This is a genomic window from Pseudomonas sp. NPDC089734, assembly GCF_044748865.1.
Classification (GTDB): Bacteria; Pseudomonadota; Gammaproteobacteria; order Pseudomonadales; family Pseudomonadaceae; genus Aquipseudomonas.
Genome location: NZ_JBIVGV010000002.1, coordinates 298,584 through 320,627, shown reverse-complemented (window position 1 = coordinate 320,627; position 22,044 = coordinate 298,584). Strand labels below are relative to the sequence as shown.

The following is a 22,044-nucleotide window of genomic DNA, read 5'->3' as shown; positions in this document are numbered from 1 at the left end:
CTCGTCATGTCTGTATTCGATACGCTCGCCCTGCGCCTGGGCAGAACGGTTCCCGTGATACTGCAGACCGAGGCCACCGAGTGCGGTCTGGCCTGCCTGGCGATGGTGGCGGGTTACCATGGCTATCATTGCGATCTGTTGAGTCTGCGCAGCCGCTTCAATGTGTCGCTCAAGGGAACGTCGCTCAAGCATCTGACCCAGCACGCCCACAAACTCGGTTTCGGCACGCGAGCCGTCAGGCTGGAACCGGAGGAGTTGGACAAGCTCAAGTTGCCTTGCATCCTGCACTGGAATCTCAACCATTTCGTGGTTCTGAAGAGCATCGATTCCCGTGGTATCACCCTTCATGATCCTTCCCACGGTATTCGCTTTATTCCCTACAAGGAAGTTTCCCAAAGCTTTACCGGCGTGGCCGTGGAGCTGTGGCCGGAAAGCCGTTTTGAAACTCAACAGGCCCCTGAGCGCATACGACTGACCCGGATGCTGGGTAAGGTTTTCGGTCTCTATCGGTCTCTGGTCCAGATTCTCATCCTGGCCGGTGCGCTCGAAATCTTTTCCCTGATCAGCCCCTTCTTCCTGCAGTGGACGCTGGATAATGTCATCGTCAGCAATGACCATGATTTGCTCACCACCCTTGCCATCGGTTTCGGCTTGCTCTTGCTCATGCAGCAGGCTGTCAGTGGCGTGCGTACCTGGGTCATGATGCATATGGGCACGCTGCTCAACGTGCAATGGCGATCCAACGTATTCGGGCATTTGCTACGTTTGCCGACTCAGTACTTTGAGAAGCGTCATCTGGGTGATGTGGTTTCGCGCTTCGGTTCGGTCGACACTATTCAGCAGACCCTCACGACGGCTTTTCTCTCGGCGATTCTGGATGGGCTCATGGCCATTGCCACATTGGCGATGATGCTCATATACAGCCCTTTGCTGGCCGCGGTCGCTGTCACGGCGATGGTGCTGTATGCGTTGGGGCGCTGGGCCTGGTATGGACCGCTGCGCAGGGCAACCGAGGAACAGATCGTTCACGCGGCCCGTCAGCAATCACATTTTCTGGAAACGATCCGGGGCATTCGCCCATTGAAGATGTTCCAGCGTCAGGATGAGCGCCGTTCGGTGTGGTTGAGCCTTCTGGTGCAGCAGATCAATGCCGGCTTGCGTACCCAGAAACTTCACTTGTTCTACCAGCAGATGAACGGCCTGCTCTTCGGTGTGCAAAATATTCTGGTGATCTGGCTGGGAGCCAGAATGGTCATGGACGGTCAGTTTACGGTAGGTATTCTGATTGCGTTCAATGCCTACAAGATGCAGTTCGACAATCGGGTCGGAAACCTGATCGACCGCTTTTTCGAGTTGAGGATGTTGCAACTGCAGGGCGAGCGTCTGGCCGATATCGTTTTGCATGATGCAGAACCCGACAGTGAAGGCATTGATCAGGACAGCCTTGCCAAACGCCAGGCCAGCATTGAGTTGCAGGGCGTACGCTTTCGGTATTCGGAGCAGGACCCGTGGGTGCTGGATGGTTTGGATTTGAACGTGCGGGCTGGAGAGTCCGTCGCGATCGTCGGGCCTTCGGGCTGCGGCAAGAGCACGCTGCTGAATATTCTGTTGGGCAATCTCCCGGTCACTGAAGGCCAGGTTCGGATCGCCGGTCTGGAGTTGCGTCAGTTGGGGCTGGAGGGGCTGCGCAATCTGATTGGGCCTGTGCTTCAGGATGATGTGTTATTTGCAGGATCCATTGCCGAGAACATCAGCTTCTTCGCCGCAGACGTGGATATGGGCTGGGTTGTGCAGTGCGCTCGCATGGCGGCCATTCATGACGATATCCGGGTGATGCCGATGGGCTACAACACGCTGGTGGGCGATATGGGCACTGTGCTGTCCGGTGGCCAGAAGCAACGTATCGTTCTGGCCCGGGCGTTGTACAAGAAACCCCGGTTCCTGCTGCTGGACGAGGCCACCAGTCATCTCGATGTGCATTGCGAACAACGCGTCAATGCTTCCATTCGGGAGCTGCGTATTACGCGCATCATCGTGGCCCATCGGCCAGAAACCATCCAGTCTGCCGACCGTGTGGTTGTGCTCGATCAGGGTAAGGTGGCATTGGACGAAAGTACGGCGAACCTTGCCGCGCGGCAAAGCGCCATGGCATCGGTGGAATAGGCCCAATGCGTGTGTTGATTCCCCTGACCCTGTGGTTGGCAGCGGTTTCGCCACTGGCAATGGCTTACCAGCCCGATGTATTCGGCACCGGAAAAGAAGTGGCTTCGCTACCGGGGCAGGCAGCAGGCGCTGCTTGTGGACTCCCTCCCATCGGTACGGGACTCACACTGGAAAATGCCATCGAGCATGTGCTGTGCAACGACCCTCAGGTGCGTCTTGCCTGGGCCAATGCCAAGTCTCAGGCCGCACAGATCGGCATTGCCCGTTCCGCCTGGCTGCCCAGACTCGATGGCTCCTTGAGCAGCAGTCGAGGCCATCAGGCGTTCGATTACGACGATGCTCCCCGGTTGTCCGACAGCGGTCGGTACCGCAGCAACAGCCAAGGGCTTGCGCTGAGCTGGGTACTGTTTGATTTCGGACGACGCAGCGCAACGCTGAACAGAACCCAACAATTGCTGGCGGCTGCCAATGCCAGTCAGGATGCAGCCCTGCAGAACTCATTCGTGGTTGCCAGCCAGGCCTACTATGAGACCCTGGCGGCACAAAGAACCCTGGCTGCGGCCCGTCAGGTGGAAAAGCTGGCCGCGCAGAACTTTGAAGCCGCCGATGCAAAATACAAGGCCGGGGCAGCCGCATTGTCCGATCGCCTTCAGGCCCAGACGGCATTGTCTCAGGCCCGGTTACGGGTCATTCGCGACGAGGGCACCTACACCAACAGCAGTGGTGTTCTGGCGTTGCGCATGGGGCTTTCACCTCGACTTCAGCTGAATCTGACAGGCGATCTGGACACCGTTCCCGACTCGAGCTTTGCCAACTCCATCGATGATCTGCTGGCCGAAGCTCGTCGTAACAACCCGGCCCTGATTGCTGCTTCTGCCCAGATGAAGGCTTCGCAGGCGGCCATCGATGAGAGTCGGGCGGCCGGGCGGCCCACGTTGTCGCTGGTCGGTAACCTGACAGATAGCCACAACACCCAGCCAGCCACTGCCAATGGCGATCTGCGCCAGCGTGATCGGGGTATTGGTATTCAGCTCAATATTCCGCTGTTTGAAGGCTTCGAGCGCAGTTACCAGATTCGCGATGCCATGGCGCGGCATGAAGCCAGCCAGGCACAGGTGGCGGATACCGAGCAACGTGTGGCGCTCGAAACATGGGGTTACTACCAGACCCTCAGCATCGAGACCCGCAGCCTGCAACGCACTCAGGAGTTGGTCGAGCAGTCCAGGCAAAGTCTGGAAGTGGTTCAGGGCCGTTACCAGGCCGGTGTCGGTAGCATGATTGAGTTGCTCAATGCCCTGACGGCGTATGCCAACTCTGAACAGGAGCATATCCAGTCATTGAGCTCCTGGCAGACCGCGCGCCTGAGTCTGGCTGCGAGCCTGGGCAGGCTCAACCTCTCCATGTTGCAGTAAAGGGAGGCCATTTCCGGTCCCGGAAGGCTTTTCACGCCAAAACTGATGAATGCCGTTGAGAGGCAGGTGTTTGAATCAGGGGCGATTTTTTGGGAAGGACGCGACCCGGGAACCGGATCGACAGGATTCGGGAGTCAAGGCATCCAGAATCGGTAAAGAAATGGCGCACTCGGCGGGATTCGAACCCACGACCCCTGCCTTCGGAGGGCAGTACTCTATCCAGCTGAGCTACGAGTGCGTTGCGGAGCGCAATCATACGCATCCGGAAGGCGGGCGTCCACCGCCACCAACGGCTTGGCTGCCCGCATGTGTAACGGCATTGCCGACGCCGTTATCAGGGCTGAGTCGGATGCTCCGGCCGTGACCATATCCACAGGGCGCCCATGCTCATGCCGATGGCGGCGAACAGCACGGAGGGCAGGTGGTCGACGGTCAGCAGCATGATCGACAGAGCGACGGTCATGCTCAGGCTGGCCGCCCATTTTGTACGCCGGGCGATCACCCCTCCGCGTTGCCAGTCGCGCAGCAATGGGCCAAACAATCGATGATTTTCCAGCCAGGCGGACAACCGTGGCGAACTTCGCGACGCCGCCCAGGCGGCCAGAAGGACGAACTCGGTGGTCGGCAGGCCGGGCACTACCACGCCAATCGCGGCAAGGCCGATGCTCAGGTAGGCGAGCGCCAGCCATAACCAGCGCAGGCGGCCGGTTGCCACCACTTCAGGCAAAGCAGCGCTCCAGGTGAACGACAAATCGCTCGAAGGCCGCGATGGCGGCGGCTTCGGCCTGACGCTCCTGTTCGGCATCCAGCACCACGCCATCCAGTGCCGCGACGAAGTGTTTCCAGCCTTGGGCGCGACCGCCTTCCGGCTCGCCCAGATGACGTGCGCCGAAGGTTTCGCTCAGCCCCAGAGCCGGCATCCGCTTGAGCAGGAAGGCCGCGCCCAGCTTTGACCCTTCCGATACGAACAGCCAGGCCAGCGCTGCGCCGGTGCTCAGGGATTGTTCTCGAATCGTTTCATCGCCCTGTGGCAGTGGATGCTCCAGATCGGCCAGATCCAGGCGCGCCTGTTTGACACGGCAGCGGGCAGGCAGATCAGGCACGAGTTCGATCAGTGCGGGGGTGTTGTAAAGCTTTTCCAGGTCGTACTGGAACAGGTACTGGGCGGCGACGAAACGGGCAAAGCGTTCCCGGCTGCTGAACGGATCATGGCTCTTCACCAGAGAGTCGAGACGGCTATGCGGTTCGTGGGTGATCTGGTTCAGGCGCTGTGAGCGCAGGGCATGGGAAAGCTGCGATTGAGAGGCGGTCATGGTGAGGCTCGCGATGAAAAGGGTTCTTAATAAAGACGAAGCAGAGAGTAAAACTCAGTAATTTTTGCCCTGTACATCGCCGAAATAGCGATCAATCACGTTCAGATCGCCGTCGTTCAGCACACCAGCCAGATACTTGAGCGTCAGCCAGGCTCGCAGGTAGTCGTAGCGGGCCTGAGCCAGGTCGCGTCGGGCACCATAGAGCTGTTGCTCTGCGTTGAGGACGTCGAGGTTGACCCGCTCGCCGCCGATGATGCTTTTGCGCGTCGCGTCGATCAGTGTGCTGGCCGAAGACACCGCCATTTCATAAGCCCGGATTTTGGTGGTGGCACTGTTACAGAGGTTGAACTGGCGACGTACCTGATTGAGTACCTCGTTGCGCTGGGCATCCAGCTCAAAGCTGGCCTGTTCATAGGAGGCCGAGGCCTTGCGGCGTCCGGCCGATACGCCCCCTCCGGCGAAGAGCGGAACGCTGAGCTGGATGCCGATGCTGTCGGTGTCGTATTGCTGGTTGTAGGTGCTTTCCGAATCCGATTCCGTCTTGCGTGTACTGGCGTAAATGCTGAGGGTGGGCAGATGGCCTGCGCGCTGGCGTTCGACTTCCTGCCTGGCCACTTCCAGACCGTGACGCTGGCTGGCCAGTTCGGCGTTGTTGGCCACAGCCAGGTCGCGCCAGTTCTCGTAGCGTGCCGGTTGCAGCGGGGTGGACGTGAAGGTGTTGTTCAGCGGCGATAACTGATCGAGTTCGACGGGTTCGCCGAGCAGCGCTTGCAACTCGCGCAGGGCGGCATCGAGTTCGTCGCCCGCTTCTATTTCCTGAGCACGGGCCAGGTCATGCCGGGCCGCGGTTTCCAGCAGATCGGTTCGGGTGCCTTCTCCGCGCTCGAACGTGTGCTGGTTGGACTTCAGCTGTTCGCCATAGGCTCTTCGCTGTGCCTTCGCCAGTTCGATCTGCTCACCGGCCAGCAGTGCTTTGCTGTAGGCCTCGAACAGGCGCACGGCCAACTCCTGGCTGCGCCCGCGAAAGTGTTCGTCGGCCAGGGCGGACTTGGCCACGCCCTGTTTGTATTCGGCCCAGGCGGCGTAGTCGAACAGTGGCTGTCTCAGGGTCAGGCTGGAGGAGTAGCTGCTGTAGTCCCGATCTACCGAGGTGTCGCCCGAGGTCACTTCTGACTGGTTGCGCGCCTTGCTGTAGTTGTAGGACAGCGACGGCAGCAGACCCGCCCGGCCGATGGCAAGGTTTTCCCGGCCTGCCTGGTGTTCCTTGATCGCCGCCTGGAAGGTCGGGTCGTTGCGCAGCGCCAGGGCATAGGCATCCATCACGCCCAGGGCAAGGGCCTGACCACTCAGGCTCAGCAACAGGGCCGCGCTATACAGACAGGTAGACAGACGCATCATTGTTCCACCAATGCCATGTGAGTACGGTCGGCCAATGGCTTGAACAGGTAGTTGAGCAATGAACGTTCGCCGGTACGGACGAAGGCTTCGACCGGCATGCCGGGCCGGATCTGCAAACCGCCCAATTGGTGCATGCCGTCTTCGGTGACCCGTGTGCGAACCTTGTAGTACGGATTGCCGGTCTTCTCGTCGATCAGGCGGTCGGCCGAGACCAGAGTGACTTCACCCCGTACGCGAGGCGTAGTGCTCTGGTCGAAGGCCGCGAACATCAATTCCACCTCCAGGCCGGGGTGCAGCTTGTCGACCAGCTCCACGGGAACCTGGGCATCGACCAGCAATGGCACGTCCCGGGGAACGATTTCCATCAATTGCTGGCCGGCACCGGCCACGCCGCCATTGGTGAACACGTTCAGACCGACCACCGTGCCAGACGCCGGTGCGCGCACGCGGGTACTGGCCAGCTCAAACTCGGCACCTTTCAGACGGCTTTCCAGTTCACGGGCATTCAGGCGACTGTCCGCCAATTGCTGCTGCACTTCCTTGCGGTATTCCTTCTGACGCTGGTCGCGGCGCAGACCGAGCTCCAGAACCTGCCGTTGGGTGCGGCCGATGTCGCCCAGGTCGCGAGAAATTTCCCCATTGATCTGTGCGTACAGGCGTTCTGATTCCAGCAAGCGGTTACGCGGGATGTAGCCCTCGCGTGCCAGCTCGCGCAGGCTGCCCAGTTGCTCCTGCATCGAGCTGCGTTGTTCTTCCTTGTGTGTCTTCGAGTCGCGTAATCCGCGCAGCGTTGCCTCGGTGCCAGCGATGCTTTCGTTCAAGCCGGCCAGTTCGCTGTCCAGAGCCTGGCGGCGGCTGGACAGCAATTGTCGCTGCAGCTCCAGTGCGTCTCGTACCCACGGCTCGTTCTGGTGTTCAAGCAGGTCGGCAGTGAATGGAATGCTGGTCAGCCCGTCACGCTCGGCCTGCCAGCGTGCTTCACTGGCGCGGGCATTGATGTATTGGGCACGCAAGGAGTCCCGCAACGAGCGCGCCTGGGTTTCGTCCAGTTGCAGCAGAACCTGCCCGGCCTCTACCTGATCGCCATCGCGAACCAGTACCCGCTCGACCAGACCTCCGGTCACATGCTGGACCGCCTGCCGATTACCGGCGACCACTACACTGCCGGAAACTGCCACGCCTCTGTCCAGCGGTGCCAGGGCTGCCCACAGCAGGAAACCACCGAAACCGATGAGCACCAGCCAGCGCCCCAGGCGTGAGTAGCGGTGTTCGTCGAGTTGCAGCACCTGCGCTGATGCGGGGCTTTCCTGTTGCAGACTGTTTTGCATGACGTGTATCGATCCTGAAAGGCTGTGAGTTCGTTCGCGCCCTGGCATCGGAGCGTGATCGGGTTAAAGGCTCAATTCGTTGGCCGGGTGCCGTAGCTCATGTTGAGGTTGGGGGCCACTTTCAGCGTGGGTGTCGTCTGGGGGCGGGCGGCGGCCTGCAAGTCCTGCATCACCTGTGCGGTCGGCCCGAACGCCTGAATGTGCCCGGCTCGCAGGATCAGCAACTTGTCGGCCCCGGCCAGCAAGGCCGGTTTATGGGTGATCAGCACCAGCGTGCGTTTGTGCTGTTTGACCAGCCGGATTGCTTCAAGCAGGGCTTTTTCACCGGATTCGTCGAGGTTGGAATTGGGTTCGTCCAGCACGATCAGCGCTGGCAGTCCATAGAGTGCCCGGGCCAGGCCGACCCGCTGACGCTGCCCACCGGACAATCCGGCACCGCCTTCGCCAAGCAGGGTGTCGTAGCCCTGGGGCAATTGCAGCACCAGTTCATGCACACCGGCCATGCGTGCTGCCGCCACGACCTGATCGGCGTCGACATCACCGAAGCGGGCAATGTTTTCGGCGAGGGTTCCGGCAAAAAGCTGCACATCCTGTGGCAGATAACCGATGTGCGGGCCGAGTGTCTGCTTGTCCCACTGATGCAGGTCGGCCCCATCGAGGCGCACCTTGCCCGACAACGCAGGCTGTGCGGCCACCAGCAGGCGGGCCAGGCTGGACTTTCCGGAACCCGATGGCCCAAGAACGCCCAGCACATCGCCGGCTTCCAGGGCGAAGCCGATATTGTTCAGCACCGGGTTGCGGGTGCCTGGCGCGCAGGTGGTGATGCGCTCAAGTTGCAAGGCCCCAGTGGGAGATGGCAAGGCCATGGCCTGTTCGCGTTGCGGGTTGCTTTGCAGCAACAGGACGAGACGCTGGTAGGCCAGGCGTGCGGAGGTCCATTGACGCGAAACGGCAATCAACTGGTCCAGCGGGCTGAGTACCCGACCGACCAGGATGGAACCGGCGATCATCATGCCGGGCGTGATTTCACCCGAGACCGCCAGCAAAGCTCCCAGGCCCAGCATCAGGGATTGCAAGGCAAGGCGTACGTTTCTTGACCAGGCGCTGACCATCGCACTCTTTTCGCTGGCCAGATTCTGTTGATAGAGAAACGCCTGATGCTCGCCCAGCCAGCGTTTGCGCAGGTTCGCCAGCATGCCCATGGCTTCGATGACCTCGGCGTTGCGCAGGTTGGCGCTGGCCTGCTGGTTGGCGCGGATGGAAATGCGCCCGGCCTCGGCCAGTGGTGCGCTGGACAGGCGCTGGTTGAGCCATGCCAATAACGTCAGCAAGACGGCACCCGCCAGTGCCAGGGCTCCCAGCCAGGGGTGAAAGAAGAAAATCACCAGCAGATAGACCGGGAACCAGGGCGCGTCGAAGAAGGCAAACAGCGAGTTACCGGTGGCGAACTGACGCAGGCTGGTCAGGTCGTTGAGTGTCTGGCCGGCCGCCAGGTTGCCGCTTTTGAGATTGGCCTCGAAGGCCGCGTTGTAGACACGCTGGTTCAGGCGCATGTCCATCTGGGTGCCGAGACGGATCACCACCTGGCTGCGGACCCACTCCAGCACACCCATGAAGGCGAAGAGCCCGAGCATGATGAGCGTCAGCATGGCCAGGGTCATTTGGTTGCCCGAGGCCAGGACACGGTCATAGACCTGCAGCATGTACAGCGCAGGGGCCAGCATCAACAGGTTGATGACGGCGGAAAAGAGTCCAACGCTCCAGAACGCGCTTTTGTAAACACGTAGGGCATGGATGATTTCATTGCCCTTATTGTTCGACGGGATGCTCATGATTGACTCGATATCGAAGGGCGCAGGAGAATTTGCGGTCCACGCAACCGTTCTCGGCAAAAAGGTCGGTTGCGTGGTTTTCCGGGCGGATAAAAGAGCGATCTTTTATCCGCTTTTTACTGCGTGACGATCAGGCCGCCAGAGCCAGATCGGACTCGCTGGCTTCTGCAACGCCGACCAGAGAGCTGCTGGCGGTGAGGGTGCCGCCGCTGGCATCGAGGCTTGCGTTCAGGTCGAAGTAGTCGTCGAGTACCGCGGCCAGTGCATCGGTTTCGCCATTGAGCAGGCCCCAGACGATGTTGTGCACATCATTGTCGCTGGTGTAGGTGCTGTTGCCGGCGATCACGGTGCCGTCTGCATTCTGGCCATTGTTGATGATTTCGCTGAGGCCGGTGATGTCCAGAAGGGTGCTGCCCAGGCTCCACTGGCTGCTGACATTGCTCAGGTCCGAACCGAAGCTGAGGCTGTCCAGCTCGCCGTAAAGGGTGTGGGTCGGCGCAGTGAAGAAGGAGTAGTAGAGGTTCTCACCTGCGCTCGCTTCGGCCACGAATGCCGAGGTATAGCCAGTGGCTTCCGTTTCATTGGCGTACTGGGTGCCATACATCTGGAAGTCCGGGGTGAAGCTGGTGCTGTTGAAGCCGCCGGAGCTGGCATGGTCTTCCACGGAGAAGGTGTATTCGTAGTAGTCCAGGTAGCCTTGCAGCGTGGTGGCATAACCAGCCGATTGCAGGGTGGTGTAGAGGCTGGAGGTGTAGCTGATTTCAACGCTCATGTTTATCTCCATTAACAACCGGACGATCCGGTTTGAGGTTGTGGTCGGAAAGGCCCGACCGTTTTGTTGCGGCTCCCCGGAAGGGAAGCTGCCGACACTTCAGAATTTCAGTTCAAAGGAGCCGATCACGGTGCGTCCCGGACCTTCGGTGCGCGCCAGCAGGTCGCCCATGGGCACCAGGTAGCGTCGGTCACGCACGTTTTCCACCGACAGTCGCAATGTCAGGTTGTCCGTTGCACGCAGGCTGCCGAACAGATCGACCACGCTGTACGCGAGGGACCCTTGAGTGATGCTGTTGGATTCGTTTTCCGAGGCGTAGCGCAGGCGCGAGCCCAGCTCCAGGCGTCGATCGAAGAACCGTAATCCGCCGGTCAGGCTGGCGGTGTCCCGTGGCGGGAACATGCTGTAGAAGGGATAGCCCTGGCCGCTGCCGTCGGAGGAGATGAAGTTGTTCCAGTAGTCGGCTGTCGCGCCTTGGGCTCCGCCCAGGTAGAACAGGCGATAGCTGTTTTGCCCTGTGTGGTAATCGACGCGGGTGGCGTTGCCTTTGAGGTACCAGGCTCCTGCATCGTATTCGGCCTCCAGCTCGAAGCCGCGCAGACGTACCGGGTCCAGCATATTGACCGGCGCGAAATGGGAGATCGAATGGAAGGCCGCGCCTGGCCTGCCCACGTTGGCCAGGCGGATGTAGTTCTCGATCTTGGTGTTGAAGTACGCCAGCTTGGCGCGGAAGCTGTCTCCGCTGGAAATCAGGTTGTCGAACTTCAGGTTGACCCCGGTTTCCCAGGTCTTTGATTCTTCGGCCTTCAGATAGGGGTTGGGCAACATGATGGTGCCATCGTTGGCGCCCCCCAGGTGCTGGCCTGAAATCAGCGATTCGGTGATCGCCGGTGGTCGCCAGCCCTCGCCATAGTTGGCATAGAGCTGAACGCCTTCGACCGGGGTGATTGCCACGGCAAAGGTGGGCGACAGATGGCCTTGCTGGTCATCGACCGAGTATTCGACGGGGACACGTGTGTTGGCGACGCCCGTGATTTCGCCTCGGGAGTCCAGCGTGGTAAATCCGGTGTCGCCCCACAGCCGGTAGCGGTCATAACGCAGACCGGCGTCCAGCCGCAGCCAGTCGTCATGTTGCAAGGTCAGGTTACTGAAGAAGCTCGTCAGCCAGCGTTGGCCGGGAGGCGTGGTGCCGGCTGTTTCGTTGCCGTAGGTGTCGACGTTCTCGACGCCCTGAGTCTTGGGGACGGTCTTGTCGTAGCTCAACTCGCTGCCGTAATTCCAGCTGGCCTCGAACAGCGGCAGGTTGAAGTGCGCGGTGTTCTGCAGGTTCAGGCCCCAGGTACGGGTTTCGGTGATCAGAGTGTAGGCATCGCTGCCTTGCGGACAGATGCTGCTGGACGGGTTGGACCTGCAAAATGTGGCGACCGGGGTAATCAGGCTCGAGTAATCCGGAGCGACGGCGTCGGCCGCCTGATGATTGCGTGTACGGGTGAAATACAGCTTCGCGGCCAGATCGATCCAGGGATCGCCCTCGTTCCAGGCATAGTCCAGCGATGTGGTCTTTGAGGTCACTTCGTTGCGGGTGACGGCCTCCCAACCGTCTGCGTTACGTACGGCGTCATACGTGCCGCCGGATGTGTAATCCACCTCCGTGGCCAGATGCGTGAACTTGAGTTCATGCCCGTCTGCCATGTGCCAGTAGACCTTGAACAATTGTGAGTCCATGTCCTGATTGGTCAGGCTGACGACATCCTGATAGCGCTCGTCGGCGTTGTAGGTGCTGGCACCGGGAAACGAATCCCCCCGGCTGCCCGGGGAATATTCACCCATGCGCTTGCGGCTGAACGCGGCCAACAGGTCGATCTGCTTGCTGGCACGAAGGCCTGCGGCGAAGCTGCCTGCAAAGTGATTACCGTTGGCGTAGCCACCCAGTCCGGTGCTGCCACGCAGGCGTCCACCTTCGGTGCGATCCGCATCGACAATGTCGTTGATATCCAGCGTGCGGAAGTTCGCGGTGCCACCGATGACACCGGCCCCGCCCATGCCTGAGTTCGGACCTTTGCTGATGTCGATGCCGCCCAGCAGTTCGGGATCGACGAAGACTTCCCCGTTGCGCTGCTGGTGACCGCTTTGCTGAAAGTTCTGCCGCGCACCGTCAATGCTCATGTTGACGCGGCCGTAATCCTGAACACCGCGGATGTTCACCGACAGGCCGGGTTCCTGATAACTGGTCGAGGTGTACACACCGGCGGTGTCCTGCAGCATGTCGGCGGCATGGCGGGGTGGATGGCGGTCGATCTGTTCACGGCTGATCACGCTGATCGAGCGTGGGGTTTCATAGATCCAGTCGTCCTTGCGCTCGCCTTTGATGTGGGTTGCACCCAGCTCAATCGCGCTGGAGCCGATGGCGAGCCGTTCCAGGCTGACGCGCTTGTCATTCACGAAAATGTAACCGACTGGCAGGTTACCGAGCAGCAGCGGGAGGGCTTGACGGGGTGAGTAGCGGCCCTTGAGCGCACTGCTTTGCAGACCTGACAGTTTGCTGCTGTCGAAGAACACTTCGATGCCGGCCTGTTCAGCGAAGACGATCACGGCACTGCCCAGCGGCTGGGCCGGAATGTTGAATTCGACCGATGCACTCTGGCTGTCGCGACTCTGCGCCGTTTTCGGGGGCGTCGGCTGTTGTGCCCAAGAGGGCGTGCTGAAGGTGATTGCCGTACCGATCATCAAGCTGCTCGCCAGGCTTGCCCTGATCACTTGATGACGCATTCCTTTGTTCCCCATTGTTCTGCTCTTCGTCGCTTTAATAGTAATAAAAATCATTATCAGTAAAGGAGACGATGCAGCCTGGAAAACTCAGTAAAGATTTATGAAAAAAGTTTTAAAAAACGAAAAGGCCCCTGCGGAGGCCTTTCAGTAGATCAGACTGACGCCCGGCAACTCGACGTGCCGAGCATGCAATTCAGTGCTGAGGCGTGGCACTGCGCTGTCCAGTGACTCCAGACGAAAAACACCGCTGACCTTGCGTTGGGCCAGTTGGCGATCGGTGATCATGATGTGCCCGTTGCGGTAGCGGTTGAGCTGGTCCACCACTTGCGCCAGAGGGACCTGATCAAAGATCAGCAATCCGCGCTGCCAGCTGGTTGCCCGTTGCACATCCTGCCCAGAGAGGCGGGTGATGCCATGGATAGCGTCGTAGCGGGCGCTCTGACCTTCTTCCAGTACATCGCGAAGGATGCCGTTGTCTGGCCGGTCAAGCATGGCCAGTTCGACGCTGTGCTCCAGCACGCCGACCCAGGCACTGTCGGCGGACTCGCTGACTACAAAGCGTGTACCCAGGGCTCGAGTGGTGCCGCCGGCGCTTTCGACAATGAAGGGGCGCGTCTCCTGACCTGTCATCGGGGCCACGTTGAATACGGCCTCGCCCTGGCGCAGACGAATGCGGCGTTCGTGTTCATCGTAGGCCAGATCGATGGCGCTGTCGGTGTCCAGCACCACGCTGCTGCCATCCGGTAATGAGATATGGCGCACCTCGCCCGTGTGGCTGGCGTAGTCAGCTGTCAGGGGGATGAGCAGGCCCGGACCGACATTGATCCCGAACCAGACCAGCGCGGCCACTGCCGCTGCGCGGGTGACGCGTCGCCAGACTGGCCGCCGTCGCCCGCGTAACGGACGCGCGGCAGGTGGCAGAGGGACTGCCGAAGCCATTGGCGCGGAGGTGCCCAGTTGACCCAGGTCTGCCCAGGTGCTCAGGGCGAAATCCAGGGCCGGGGTATGGCGTGGATCGCAAGCGCACCATTCCTGCAGGGCAAGAGCCTGCTCGGGGGTGATGTCATCTGCGGCAAGGCGTATCGCCCATTCTGCGGCTTGCTCGCGAATCGCTTGCTCTCGCAGGTCGTGGCTGGTCACGGAGGTCTCTCGATTTCTGGTTATATCCATGGTGACGTCTGACGGCTGCATATTCAGTAAACCGTCCGTCATTGCGCTTCCTGCAGGCGTTGCATCACATGCGCCAAGGCTTTTGCCAAATGCTTTTGCACGGAGCTGTCGGAGATGTCCAGTCGGCGCGCAACCTCTGCATGAGTCAGGCCTTCCAGGCGGTTGAGGCGGAAGACCTCCTGAGTACGCTCCGGCAGTTCGGCGATGGCATCACGCAGGCGGCGTTTGTGCTGCTCGGTGGCGGCCTCTTCGTCCAGGCCCGGTTGTTCGTCGATGACGTCTTCCAGAGCTTCATGGGGCACATTGTCGGTCTTGCGCCGCATCTGTTGGCGCACATGGTCGATCAACAGATTGTGGGCGGTGCGATAGAGATAGGCCGAGGAGTTGTCGATGCGTTCCTTGTCCTGAAGTTCGGCCAGGCGCAGGAAACTCTCCTGGACCAGATCGGCGGCCAGTTGCGGGTCACGACTTTTGCGCAGAAGGAGGTTCTGTAGCGCCTTGGCGTGTTTCTGGAACAGGCCTTTGATATCCGAATCAGGCACGCACGAAGCTCAGGGAGGAAAAAAGAGACGCTATCTTATTTTTAGTGAGAATGGTTTTCAATTAAAAGATGGCGTGTTGCCTTTCAAGCGACAGGGCGAGTCACGGGTGTCGCCGATTCTGAACGTTAGAGGCTCTGCGAAGGGTGTCGATCAGAAAAATCGCCGATTTTCACGGAAGGCGTTCTTTTTTTTGAACGGCCTATTGTCCTTTACCCCAGCAGTCCCTAGGATTCGTTTGAGATTTCAAACGCTCTTGTTCGGTCTTCCCGTTTTCAGGCGATGTGCATCGCTGAGGCCGATGGAATGTTTTCCAGGCGATGGCTTCCAAATGGGGTGCATCGATATTCAATAGTTCGCTCCGCCCTTGCGCGGTGCTGTTTAGGAGGCCGACATGCAGCTCAAAGATTCCAGACTGTTCCGCCAGCAAGCCTACATCAACGGCCAGTGGCTGGATGCGGACGGTGGCCAGACCATCAAGGTCAACAACCCGGCGACCAATGAAATCCTGGGTACGGTCCCTAAAATGGGGGCCGCCGAAACCCGTCGCGCCATCGAGGCTGCCGACAAGGCGCTGCCCGCCTGGCGTGCCCTGACCGCCAAGGAGCGTGGCAGCAAGCTGCGCCGCTGGTTCGAGCTGATGCTGGAAAACCAGGATGACCTGGGCCGCCTGATGACGCTGGAACAAGGCAAGCCGCTGGCCGAGGCCAAGGGCGAGATCGCCTATGCCGCGTCCTTTATCGAATGGTTCGCCGAAGAGGCCAAGCGCGTCTACGGTGACGTGATTCCGGGCCATCAGCCGGACAAGCGCCTGATCGTGCTCAAGCAGCCGATCGGTGTCACTGCCGCAATCACGCCGTGGAACTTCCCGGCCGCGATGATCACCCGTAAAGCCGGGCCTGCACTGGCGGTCGGTTGCACCATGGTGCTCAAGCCTGCCTCTCAGACCCCTTACTCTGCCTTGGCACTGGCCGAACTGGCCGAGCGTGCGGGCATCCCGGCGGGTGTCTTCAGTGTGGTGACGGGCAGTGCGGGCGACATCGGCAGTGAGCTGACCGGCAACCCGATCGTACGCAAGCTGTCCTTCACCGGCTCGACCGAAATCGGTCGCCAGTTGATGGCTGAATGCGCGCAGGACATCAAGAAGGTGTCGCTGGAGCTGGGCGGCAACGCGCCCTTCATCGTGTTCGACGACGCCGATCTGGACAAGGCCGTCGAAGGCGCGATCATCTCCAAGTACCGCAATAACGGCCAGACCTGTGTCTGCGCCAACCGTATCTATGTGCAGGACGCGGTTTACGATGCGTTCGCCGAGAAGCTTCAGGCCGCAGTGGCCAGACTCAAGATCGGCAACGGTCTGGAAGAAGGCACCACCACCGGCCCGCTGATCGACGATAAAGCGGTGGCCAAGGTCAAGGAACACATCGCCGATGCTGTCGGCAAGGGCGCGAAAGTACTGTTCGGTGGTAACAGCCTGGAAGGCACTTTCTTCGAGCCGACCATTCTGGTCAACGTGCCCAAGGATGCCGCCGTGGCGAAAGAAGAGACTTTCGGCCCGCTGGCACCGCTGTTCCGTTTCAAGGACGAGGCTGAAGTGATCGCGATGGCCAACGACACCGAGTTCGGTCTGGCGTCGTACTTCTATGCTCAGAACATGAGCCGCGTGTTCCGTGTGGCCGAGGCGCTGGAGTACGGCATGGTAGGTATCAATACCGGCCTGATTTCCAATGAACTGGCACCGTTCGGCGGCATCAAGTCTTCGGGCCTGGGGCGTGAAGGCTCCAAGTACGGCATCGAAGACTACCTTGAAATCAAATACCTGTGCCTGAGCGTTTAATGCCACGCACCTGATTTTGTAATACCCACCCGGTAGCCGGGCGTTGCAGCAGTCGATCATCGTATGCTGCTGCAACCCACCCCGGCTGCTTAATCCTTGAACTACGCCGACCGATGAGCGGCGAATGAGGAATACATGAGCAAGACAAACGAATCCTTGATGCAACGCCGCCAGAACGCTGTGCCACGTGGCGTTGGTCAGATCCACCCGATCTTTGCCGCTTCGGCCAAGAACGCCACCGTGACGGACGTCGAAGGCCGTGAGTTCATCGACTTCGCGGGCGGCATCGCGGTGCTGAACACCGGTCACCTGCACCCGAAAATCATCGCCGCGGTGCAAGAGCAGTTGAACAAACTGACTCACACCTGCTTTCAGGTGCTGGCCTATGAGCCGTATGTGGAACTGTGCGAAAAAATCAACGCCCGGGTACCGGGTGACTTCGCCAAGAAAACCCTGTTGGTGACCACCGGTTCCGAAGCCGTTGAAAACGCCGTCAAGGTAGCCCGTGCAGCCACTGGCCGTGCCGGCGTGATTGCCTTCACTGGTGCTTACCATGGCCGCACCATGATGACCCTGGGTCTGACCGGTAAAGTCGTGCCTTACTCGGCGGGCATGGGCCTGATGCCGGGCGGTATCTTCCGTGCCCTTTACCCGTGCGAACTGCATGGCGTGAGCGTGGACGATTCCATCGCCAGCATCGAGCGCATCTTCAAGAACGACGCAGAGCCTAAAGATATTGCCGCGATCATCATCGAGCCTGTGCAGGGCGAGGGTGGTTTCTATGTGGCACCGAAGGCCTTCATGCTGCGTCTGCGCGAACTGTGCGACAAGCACGGCATCCTGTTGATCGCCGACGAAGTGCAGACCGGCGCGGGCCGTACCGGTACGTTCTTCGCCATGGAGCAGATGGGTGTTGCTGCCGATCTGACCACCTTTGCCAAGTCCATCGCAGGCGGTTTCCCGCTGGCAGGCGTATGCGGCAAGGCCGAATACATGGATGCCATCGCGCCAGGCGGCCTGGGCGGCACCTATGCTGGCAGCCCGGTAGCCTGTGCCGCAGCGCTGGCGGTTCTGGACGTGTTTGAAGAAGAAAACCTGCTGGAACGCTGCAAGTCCGTTGGCGAAAAACTGGTTTCCGGCCTGAAAGCCATTCAGGCCAAGCATCCGGTTATCGGCGAAGTTCGTGCCTTGGGCGCGATGATCGCGGTAGAACTGTTTGAAGACGGCGATGCTCACAAGCCAAACGCTGCTGCCGTGGCTCAGGTCGTGGCCAAGGCGCGTGACAAGGGGTTGATCCTCCTGTCGTGCGGTACGTATGGCAACGTCCTGCGCGTTCTGGTGCCGTTGACCGCTGATGACGCCTTGCTGAACAAAGGCCTGGCGATCCTGGAAGAGTGCTTTGCCGAGATCGCTTGAGAATGTTTGGTTACAGATTGATTGATTTGTGACCAGACAGATAGAAAAAACCCTGCCTCGGCAGGGTTTTTTCGTCTTGAGAACAGGTTTTCTCGCTTATGACTCTATATCCGGACGAAGGCTTTGGCTAAGGTGAGCGAATCGATGTCGGAGAGTTCTGATGACTGCTGTAGATTTGCCCGCGATACCTCGTGTATTGGTTGCCGAATCTGATCCGTGGGTTCGCGAAACACTCAGTGATCTGATTCTGGGTGTGCGTGCTGATATCGAGGTGGAGATGTGCAGCGACGGCAAGCAAGCTGTCGAATGGATGAAAAAAAACGTGCCCAATCTGGTTATCGCGGCCAGAGAGTTGCCTGTTATCGATGGCCTGAGCCTGCTGCGCGGTATTCGCACATTGCGCCGCCAGCCTCCGATTCCCTTCATCTTGATCAGCAACCGCAACGACAGTGCCAGTGTGCGTGAAGTCCTTCCCCTGGCTCCCACGGCTTATCTGACCAAACCCTTGAACACTGACGGCCTGCGCCAGCGCCTTGAAAGCCTGTTGCTGGAGCGTCGGGCGCCTGTGCCCGGAGAAATGCCCGCACTCACGCCCGGCCTGACCTTGACCAAGTTTCTCGACAAGCGCCGTGATGTGGCAGACGGCGCGCCGCTGTTTATCGATGTCGCCACGGCTCTCAGGCTCAGTCAGGGCGCAGCAGGCATCGATGCCGCCTTGCTTGAGCAGGAACTGCGCAACGACCCCCATATCACGGCCGCGCTGATCGCGGCGGCCAACAGTGCCGCCCAACACCTGGGCAAACCCGTCCAGACGCTGGGTGGGGCGATTGCCGTGTTGGGTGGGACACAGAGCGCCAATATCGTGACCGGCCTGTCGAAAAAGCGCATGGCGGTGCTGACCGACGATGCGTTGTTGGCCCAGGCCAGTCAGCTCTGGGCCATGTCGCAACGCACGGCGGATTACGCGCGCATCCTGGGGCGCATGCTGGAGCTGGATATCGAGCGTTGTTTCTGTGCCGGCCTGCTGCAATCGCTGGGGGATCTGGCCGTGCTGGGGTGCCTGCAAGAGTGGTTGCTGGCGGGCGGTCAATTGACCGAAGACGTGATCAAGAAAGCGCTGGAAGAGTATTCAGCCGCCTACGGCTCGGCCTTGCGCACCCGCTGGCGCTTGCCGCTTGAGCTTCGCGAACTGATTGCGGCGGTTTACCAGTACAACACGGGCATCTACACCCGCGAAGTATTGGCCATGAACCTGGCAGGGCAGATGGCGCGTCTGGGCGAGCATGAAACGGTTACGACACTGGTCAAGACCAAGTCCGCCAAGCTTCTGAAGCTGAGCGTCGGAGACTTGCAGCGTCTGCGCAAGAAACTGACCGGTATCACCGATCCAAGCCTGTTGGCACCGGTGGTGGCTGAAGCGCCAGAGCCTGAAACGCCGGTTGAAGACCAAGGGGAGACGGATCTGCTGGATATCACCGCAGAGCCTGTCGATCCGGGCATTGCGAGCGCCGAAGATCCGGCTGTCGGGGTTCAGGACTTACCCAAGACATAAGGGTTTTTCGCGAATGAACTCGCTCCAGCAAACTGCAGGAGCGAATTTATTCGCGAGACGGCATTGAAGGCGATAGATTTTCTTCAGCTTCACGGGCTTTCGCGAATGAATTCGCTCCTACCTGAGTGTTTGTAACTCATGATGTTAGGAGTGGATTGTGAAAACAGCACTCACACCAACACAATCTGATTCTTGCCCTGGCGCTTGGCCTGATACATGGCCGCATCGGCCCGGGCATACAAGGCTTCAAGGTTCTGGTCGTCAGGACCGAGATTGGTCAGACCCTGGCTGGCAGTGATGCTGAATGTCTTGTTGTTGCATTGAAAATTCTGCCGCTGAATCTCGCGTTGCAGGCGCTCGGCAATCTGCATGGCCATTTCAGGTGCGCAGCCGGGGAAGACTGCTGCGAACTCTTCACCCCCGATACGCCCGAACAGATCACCGCGTCTTAACGTCGAGCGACCGCTTTCGGCGATGCGTTGCAGCACCAGATCGCCCTCCTGATGGCCATAGGTGTCGTTGACCAGTTTGAAGTCATCGACATCCAGCAGCAGAAAGGCCATGGGCGTGCCGTTCAGACGTGCCAGCTCGAATTCGCGCTGGGCGCATTCAAAGAAGTGGCGACGGTTGCTGCTCTGGGTCAGCACGTCGGTGGTCGCCAGACGTTGCAGCTCGTCCTCAAGCTGTTTTTTCTCGGTGATGTCTTCGGCAATGCCGACCACGATCAAACGCTGGCTGGCATCGGTCCGGTGGCTGACGAAGCATTTGTCGCTCAGCCAGCGGATTTCACCGTCGGCCCGGATGATCCGGTATTCGCGATCCTCGATGGAGCCTTTTTCGATGACATCGCTCAGGCTGCGCTCGGCGTAGTTCAGGTCGTCCGGGTAGATGCTGTCACGCCATTCGGCGAAGTCCGCCAGCAGCAGGCCGGCCGTACGTCCGAATACCTTTTCATAGGCGGGGCTGACATAAATCATGCGCTGGGTTTCCCAGTCGAACGCCCAGAGCACAGCATTGACGCTGACCAGCAGCGAACTGAAGAGCTGTTCACGTTCGCTCAGGCGGGCGACTTCCGCCTGGGCATGTATCAACGCCAGCAGAGTCTCTGCGGCGGCGGGCATGCCACTGATGTGTGTGGCAGGCAGGGCGATTGCGGACTGTTTATCCATAGGGCTGCATCTCAAAGGACGTGCAGCCAGGGCCGCAGCATCCACCCGAACGATGGGGGAAAGCTGTTGAGATTGATTTGAGGGAGGGAAGTTCCGGCATCGGAGCGCCCTCGGGAGGGCACTCCGATCAACGGTGTCAGGCCTGGACCGGACGCAGGGAATAGGTCTTCAGTTGATCTGCAAAATCGCGCAGGGACTGGATGCCGCTGGCTTCGGCTTCGTGTACCCAGTCCTTGATGGCGGCCAGCATGTCGTGGCCATTGCTGCTGGTCTTGAGCCAGATCTGTTGCAGGGCCAGACGCTTCTCATAGATCACCTTCAAGGCGTGGCTGTGTTCAAGCATGGCCTGGATACGCGCATGGTGTTTCTCGTCCAGCAGGCTGGTTTCACGGGACAGCAGGCGCTTGGCGCGATGGAAAAGATGACGAACCGAAGCGTCGGCCTTGGCCAGTTCCTGGGCCACCAGCGGCCCGATGACCAGCTTGCGGTACTGCGCCATGATCTGGAAACGGTTGTTGAGGATCGCCATGGCGGTGTCCATGTCCATATGACCCTTGCCTTCGACCCGATGGGCAATCGGTGCGACACGCTGGACTTTCGCCAGGCGCAGGGCACTGAAGACCTTGATCCAGGCCCAGCCCATGTCGAATTCCCATGGCTTGACCGACAGCTTGGCCGAGTTGGGATAGGTGTGATGGTTGTTGTGCAGCTCTTCACCGCCAATCACGATGCCCCAGGGCACCAGATTGGTCGCTGCATCCCGGCACTCGAAGTTGCGATACCCCACGGCATGGCCCAGGCCGTTGACCACACCGGCGGCCCAGAACGGAATCCACATCATCTGGATGGCCCAGACCGTGATGCCGATTGCGCCGAACAAGAGCAGGTCGATAGCGCCCATCAGTGCTATACCCAACAGCTTGTAACGTGAATATAGATTGCGCTCGATCCAGTCTTCAGGGCAGTTCTTGCCGTAGATTCGCAAGGTGTCCTGGTTCTGTGCTTCGGCGCGGTACAGTTCTGCGCCTTTGCGCATTACCGTGGACAGGCCTTTGATGACCGGGCTGTGCGGATCATCGACGGTTTCGCACTTGGCGTGATGTTTGCGGTGGATGGCTGTCCACTCACGGGTGTTCTGCGCCGTGGTCAGCCACAGCCAGAAACGGAAGAAATGCTTGAGCCCGGCGTTGAGCTCCAGGGAGCGGTGGGCCGAGTAGCGGTGCAGGTAAACCGTAACACTGATGATGGTTACATGGGTCATGACCAATGTGACCGCTATCACCTGCCAGATGGAAAGGTCGAGCAGACCGTTGTACCACATAGGCTGTTTTGCCCTCGAAAAAGACACGTATGAAGAAAAAAGTCACAGAACGC

The 22,044-nt window shown here is 59.8% G+C and carries 16 protein-coding genes and 1 tRNA gene; 5 read left to right on the top strand and 12 right to left on the bottom strand.

The genetic code is table 11. From position 1 onward, the window contains the following. Window positions 1-6 precede the first annotated feature (6 nt). Window positions 7-2,163 carry a peptidase domain-containing ABC transporter gene (locus tag ACIPY9_RS04120; protein WP_400697222.1) on the top strand — a complete coding sequence of 719 codons (2,157 nt, stop codon included), beginning with the start codon at window positions 7-9 and terminating at the stop codon, window positions 2,161-2,163. Window positions 2,164-2,168: 5 nt separating this feature from the next. Beyond that, complete coding sequence (locus tag ACIPY9_RS04115; RefSeq protein WP_400697220.1) at window positions 2,169-3,575, top strand: TolC family protein; 1,407 nt, start codon at window positions 2,169-2,171, stop codon at window positions 3,573-3,575. 161 nt (window positions 3,576-3,736) lie between these two features. On the opposite strand, the gene ACIPY9_RS04110 is transcribed toward ACIPY9_RS04115, so the two are convergent. The 10 genes from ACIPY9_RS04110 to ACIPY9_RS04065 form a co-directional block, all read right to left on the bottom strand. After that, window positions 3,737-3,813, bottom strand: a tRNA-Arg gene (locus ACIPY9_RS04110). 96 nt (window positions 3,814-3,909) lie between these two features. Beyond that, entirely contained in the window at window positions 3,910-4,395 is a 486-nt protein-coding gene (locus ACIPY9_RS04105; protein WP_400697219.1) for a YbaN family protein, read from the bottom strand. Then, on the bottom strand, window positions 4,295-4,888 hold the full coding sequence (locus ACIPY9_RS04100; RefSeq protein WP_400697217.1) for a biliverdin-producing heme oxygenase: 594 nt from the start codon (window positions 4,886-4,888) through the stop codon (window positions 4,295-4,297). Before ACIPY9_RS04100 ends, ACIPY9_RS04105 begins: the two co-directional genes overlap by 101 nt. 54 nt (window positions 4,889-4,942) lie before the next feature. Continuing rightward, window positions 4,943-6,286, bottom strand: coding sequence for a TolC family outer membrane protein (locus ACIPY9_RS04095; RefSeq protein ID WP_400697215.1), 1,344 nt, complete (start codon window positions 6,284-6,286; stop codon window positions 4,943-4,945). Further along, complete coding sequence (locus ACIPY9_RS04090) at window positions 6,283-7,614, bottom strand: HlyD family type I secretion periplasmic adaptor subunit (RefSeq protein WP_400697213.1); 1,332 nt, start codon at window positions 7,612-7,614, stop codon at window positions 6,283-6,285. The genes ACIPY9_RS04095 and ACIPY9_RS04090 overlap by 4 nt, the downstream gene beginning before the upstream one ends. 71 nt (window positions 7,615-7,685) lie before the next feature. Then, complete coding sequence (locus ACIPY9_RS04085) at window positions 7,686-9,446, bottom strand: type I secretion system permease/ATPase (RefSeq protein WP_400697211.1); 1,761 nt, start codon at window positions 9,444-9,446, stop codon at window positions 7,686-7,688. 130 nt (window positions 9,447-9,576) lie between these two features. Then, entirely contained in the window at window positions 9,577-10,218 is a 642-nt protein-coding gene (locus ACIPY9_RS04080; protein ID WP_400697209.1) for a heme acquisition protein HasA, read from the bottom strand. A 99-nt stretch (window positions 10,219-10,317) separates the two neighbouring features. Next, complete coding sequence (locus tag ACIPY9_RS04075; RefSeq protein ID WP_400697207.1) at window positions 10,318-12,987, bottom strand: TonB-dependent hemoglobin/transferrin/lactoferrin family receptor; 2,670 nt, start codon at window positions 12,985-12,987, stop codon at window positions 10,318-10,320. Between the two features lie 144 nt (window positions 12,988-13,131). Continuing rightward, complete coding sequence (locus ACIPY9_RS04070; protein ID WP_400697206.1) at window positions 13,132-14,127, bottom strand: FecR family protein; 996 nt, start codon at window positions 14,125-14,127, stop codon at window positions 13,132-13,134. A gap of 68 nt (window positions 14,128-14,195) precedes the next feature. Further along, window positions 14,196-14,699, bottom strand: a complete 504-nt coding sequence (locus ACIPY9_RS04065; protein ID WP_400697205.1) for an RNA polymerase sigma factor — start codon at window positions 14,697-14,699, stop codon at window positions 14,196-14,198. A gap of 391 nt (window positions 14,700-15,090) precedes the next feature. On the opposite strand from ACIPY9_RS04065, the gene gabD reads away from it, so the two are divergent. The 3 genes from gabD to ACIPY9_RS04050 all read left to right on the top strand — a co-directional run bounded on the left by gabD (window position 15,091) and on the right by ACIPY9_RS04050 (window position 19,501). Further along, the gene (gene gabD / locus ACIPY9_RS04060) at window positions 15,091-16,533 is read left to right on the top strand and encodes an NADP-dependent succinate-semialdehyde dehydrogenase (RefSeq protein WP_400697203.1); all 1,443 of its coding nucleotides are present in this window, start codon (window positions 15,091-15,093) and stop codon (window positions 16,531-16,533) included. 135 nt (window positions 16,534-16,668) lie between these two features. Next, window positions 16,669-17,949 carry a 4-aminobutyrate--2-oxoglutarate transaminase gene (gene gabT, locus ACIPY9_RS04055; protein WP_400697201.1) on the top strand — a complete coding sequence of 427 codons (1,281 nt, stop codon included), beginning with the start codon at window positions 16,669-16,671 and terminating at the stop codon, window positions 17,947-17,949. Between the two features lie 160 nt (window positions 17,950-18,109). Then, window positions 18,110-19,501 carry an HDOD domain-containing protein gene (locus ACIPY9_RS04050; RefSeq protein WP_400697199.1) on the top strand — a complete coding sequence of 464 codons (1,392 nt, stop codon included), beginning with the start codon at window positions 18,110-18,112 and terminating at the stop codon, window positions 19,499-19,501. A 170-nt stretch (window positions 19,502-19,671) separates the two neighbouring features. Here the strand turns inward: ACIPY9_RS04050 and ACIPY9_RS04045 are convergent, their stop codons facing one another. Together ACIPY9_RS04045 and desA are read right to left on the bottom strand one after the other, a co-directional pair. Further along, window positions 19,672-20,670: a GGDEF domain-containing protein gene (locus ACIPY9_RS04045; RefSeq protein WP_400697198.1), complete on the bottom strand. Its 999-nt coding sequence runs from the start codon at window positions 20,668-20,670 to the stop codon at window positions 19,672-19,674. Window positions 20,671-20,806: 136 nt separating this feature from the next. Beyond that, on the bottom strand, window positions 20,807-21,991 hold the full coding sequence (gene desA, locus ACIPY9_RS04040) for a delta-9 fatty acid desaturase DesA (RefSeq protein ID WP_400697197.1): 1,185 nt from the start codon (window positions 21,989-21,991) through the stop codon (window positions 20,807-20,809). Window positions 21,992-22,044 lie beyond the last annotated feature (53 nt).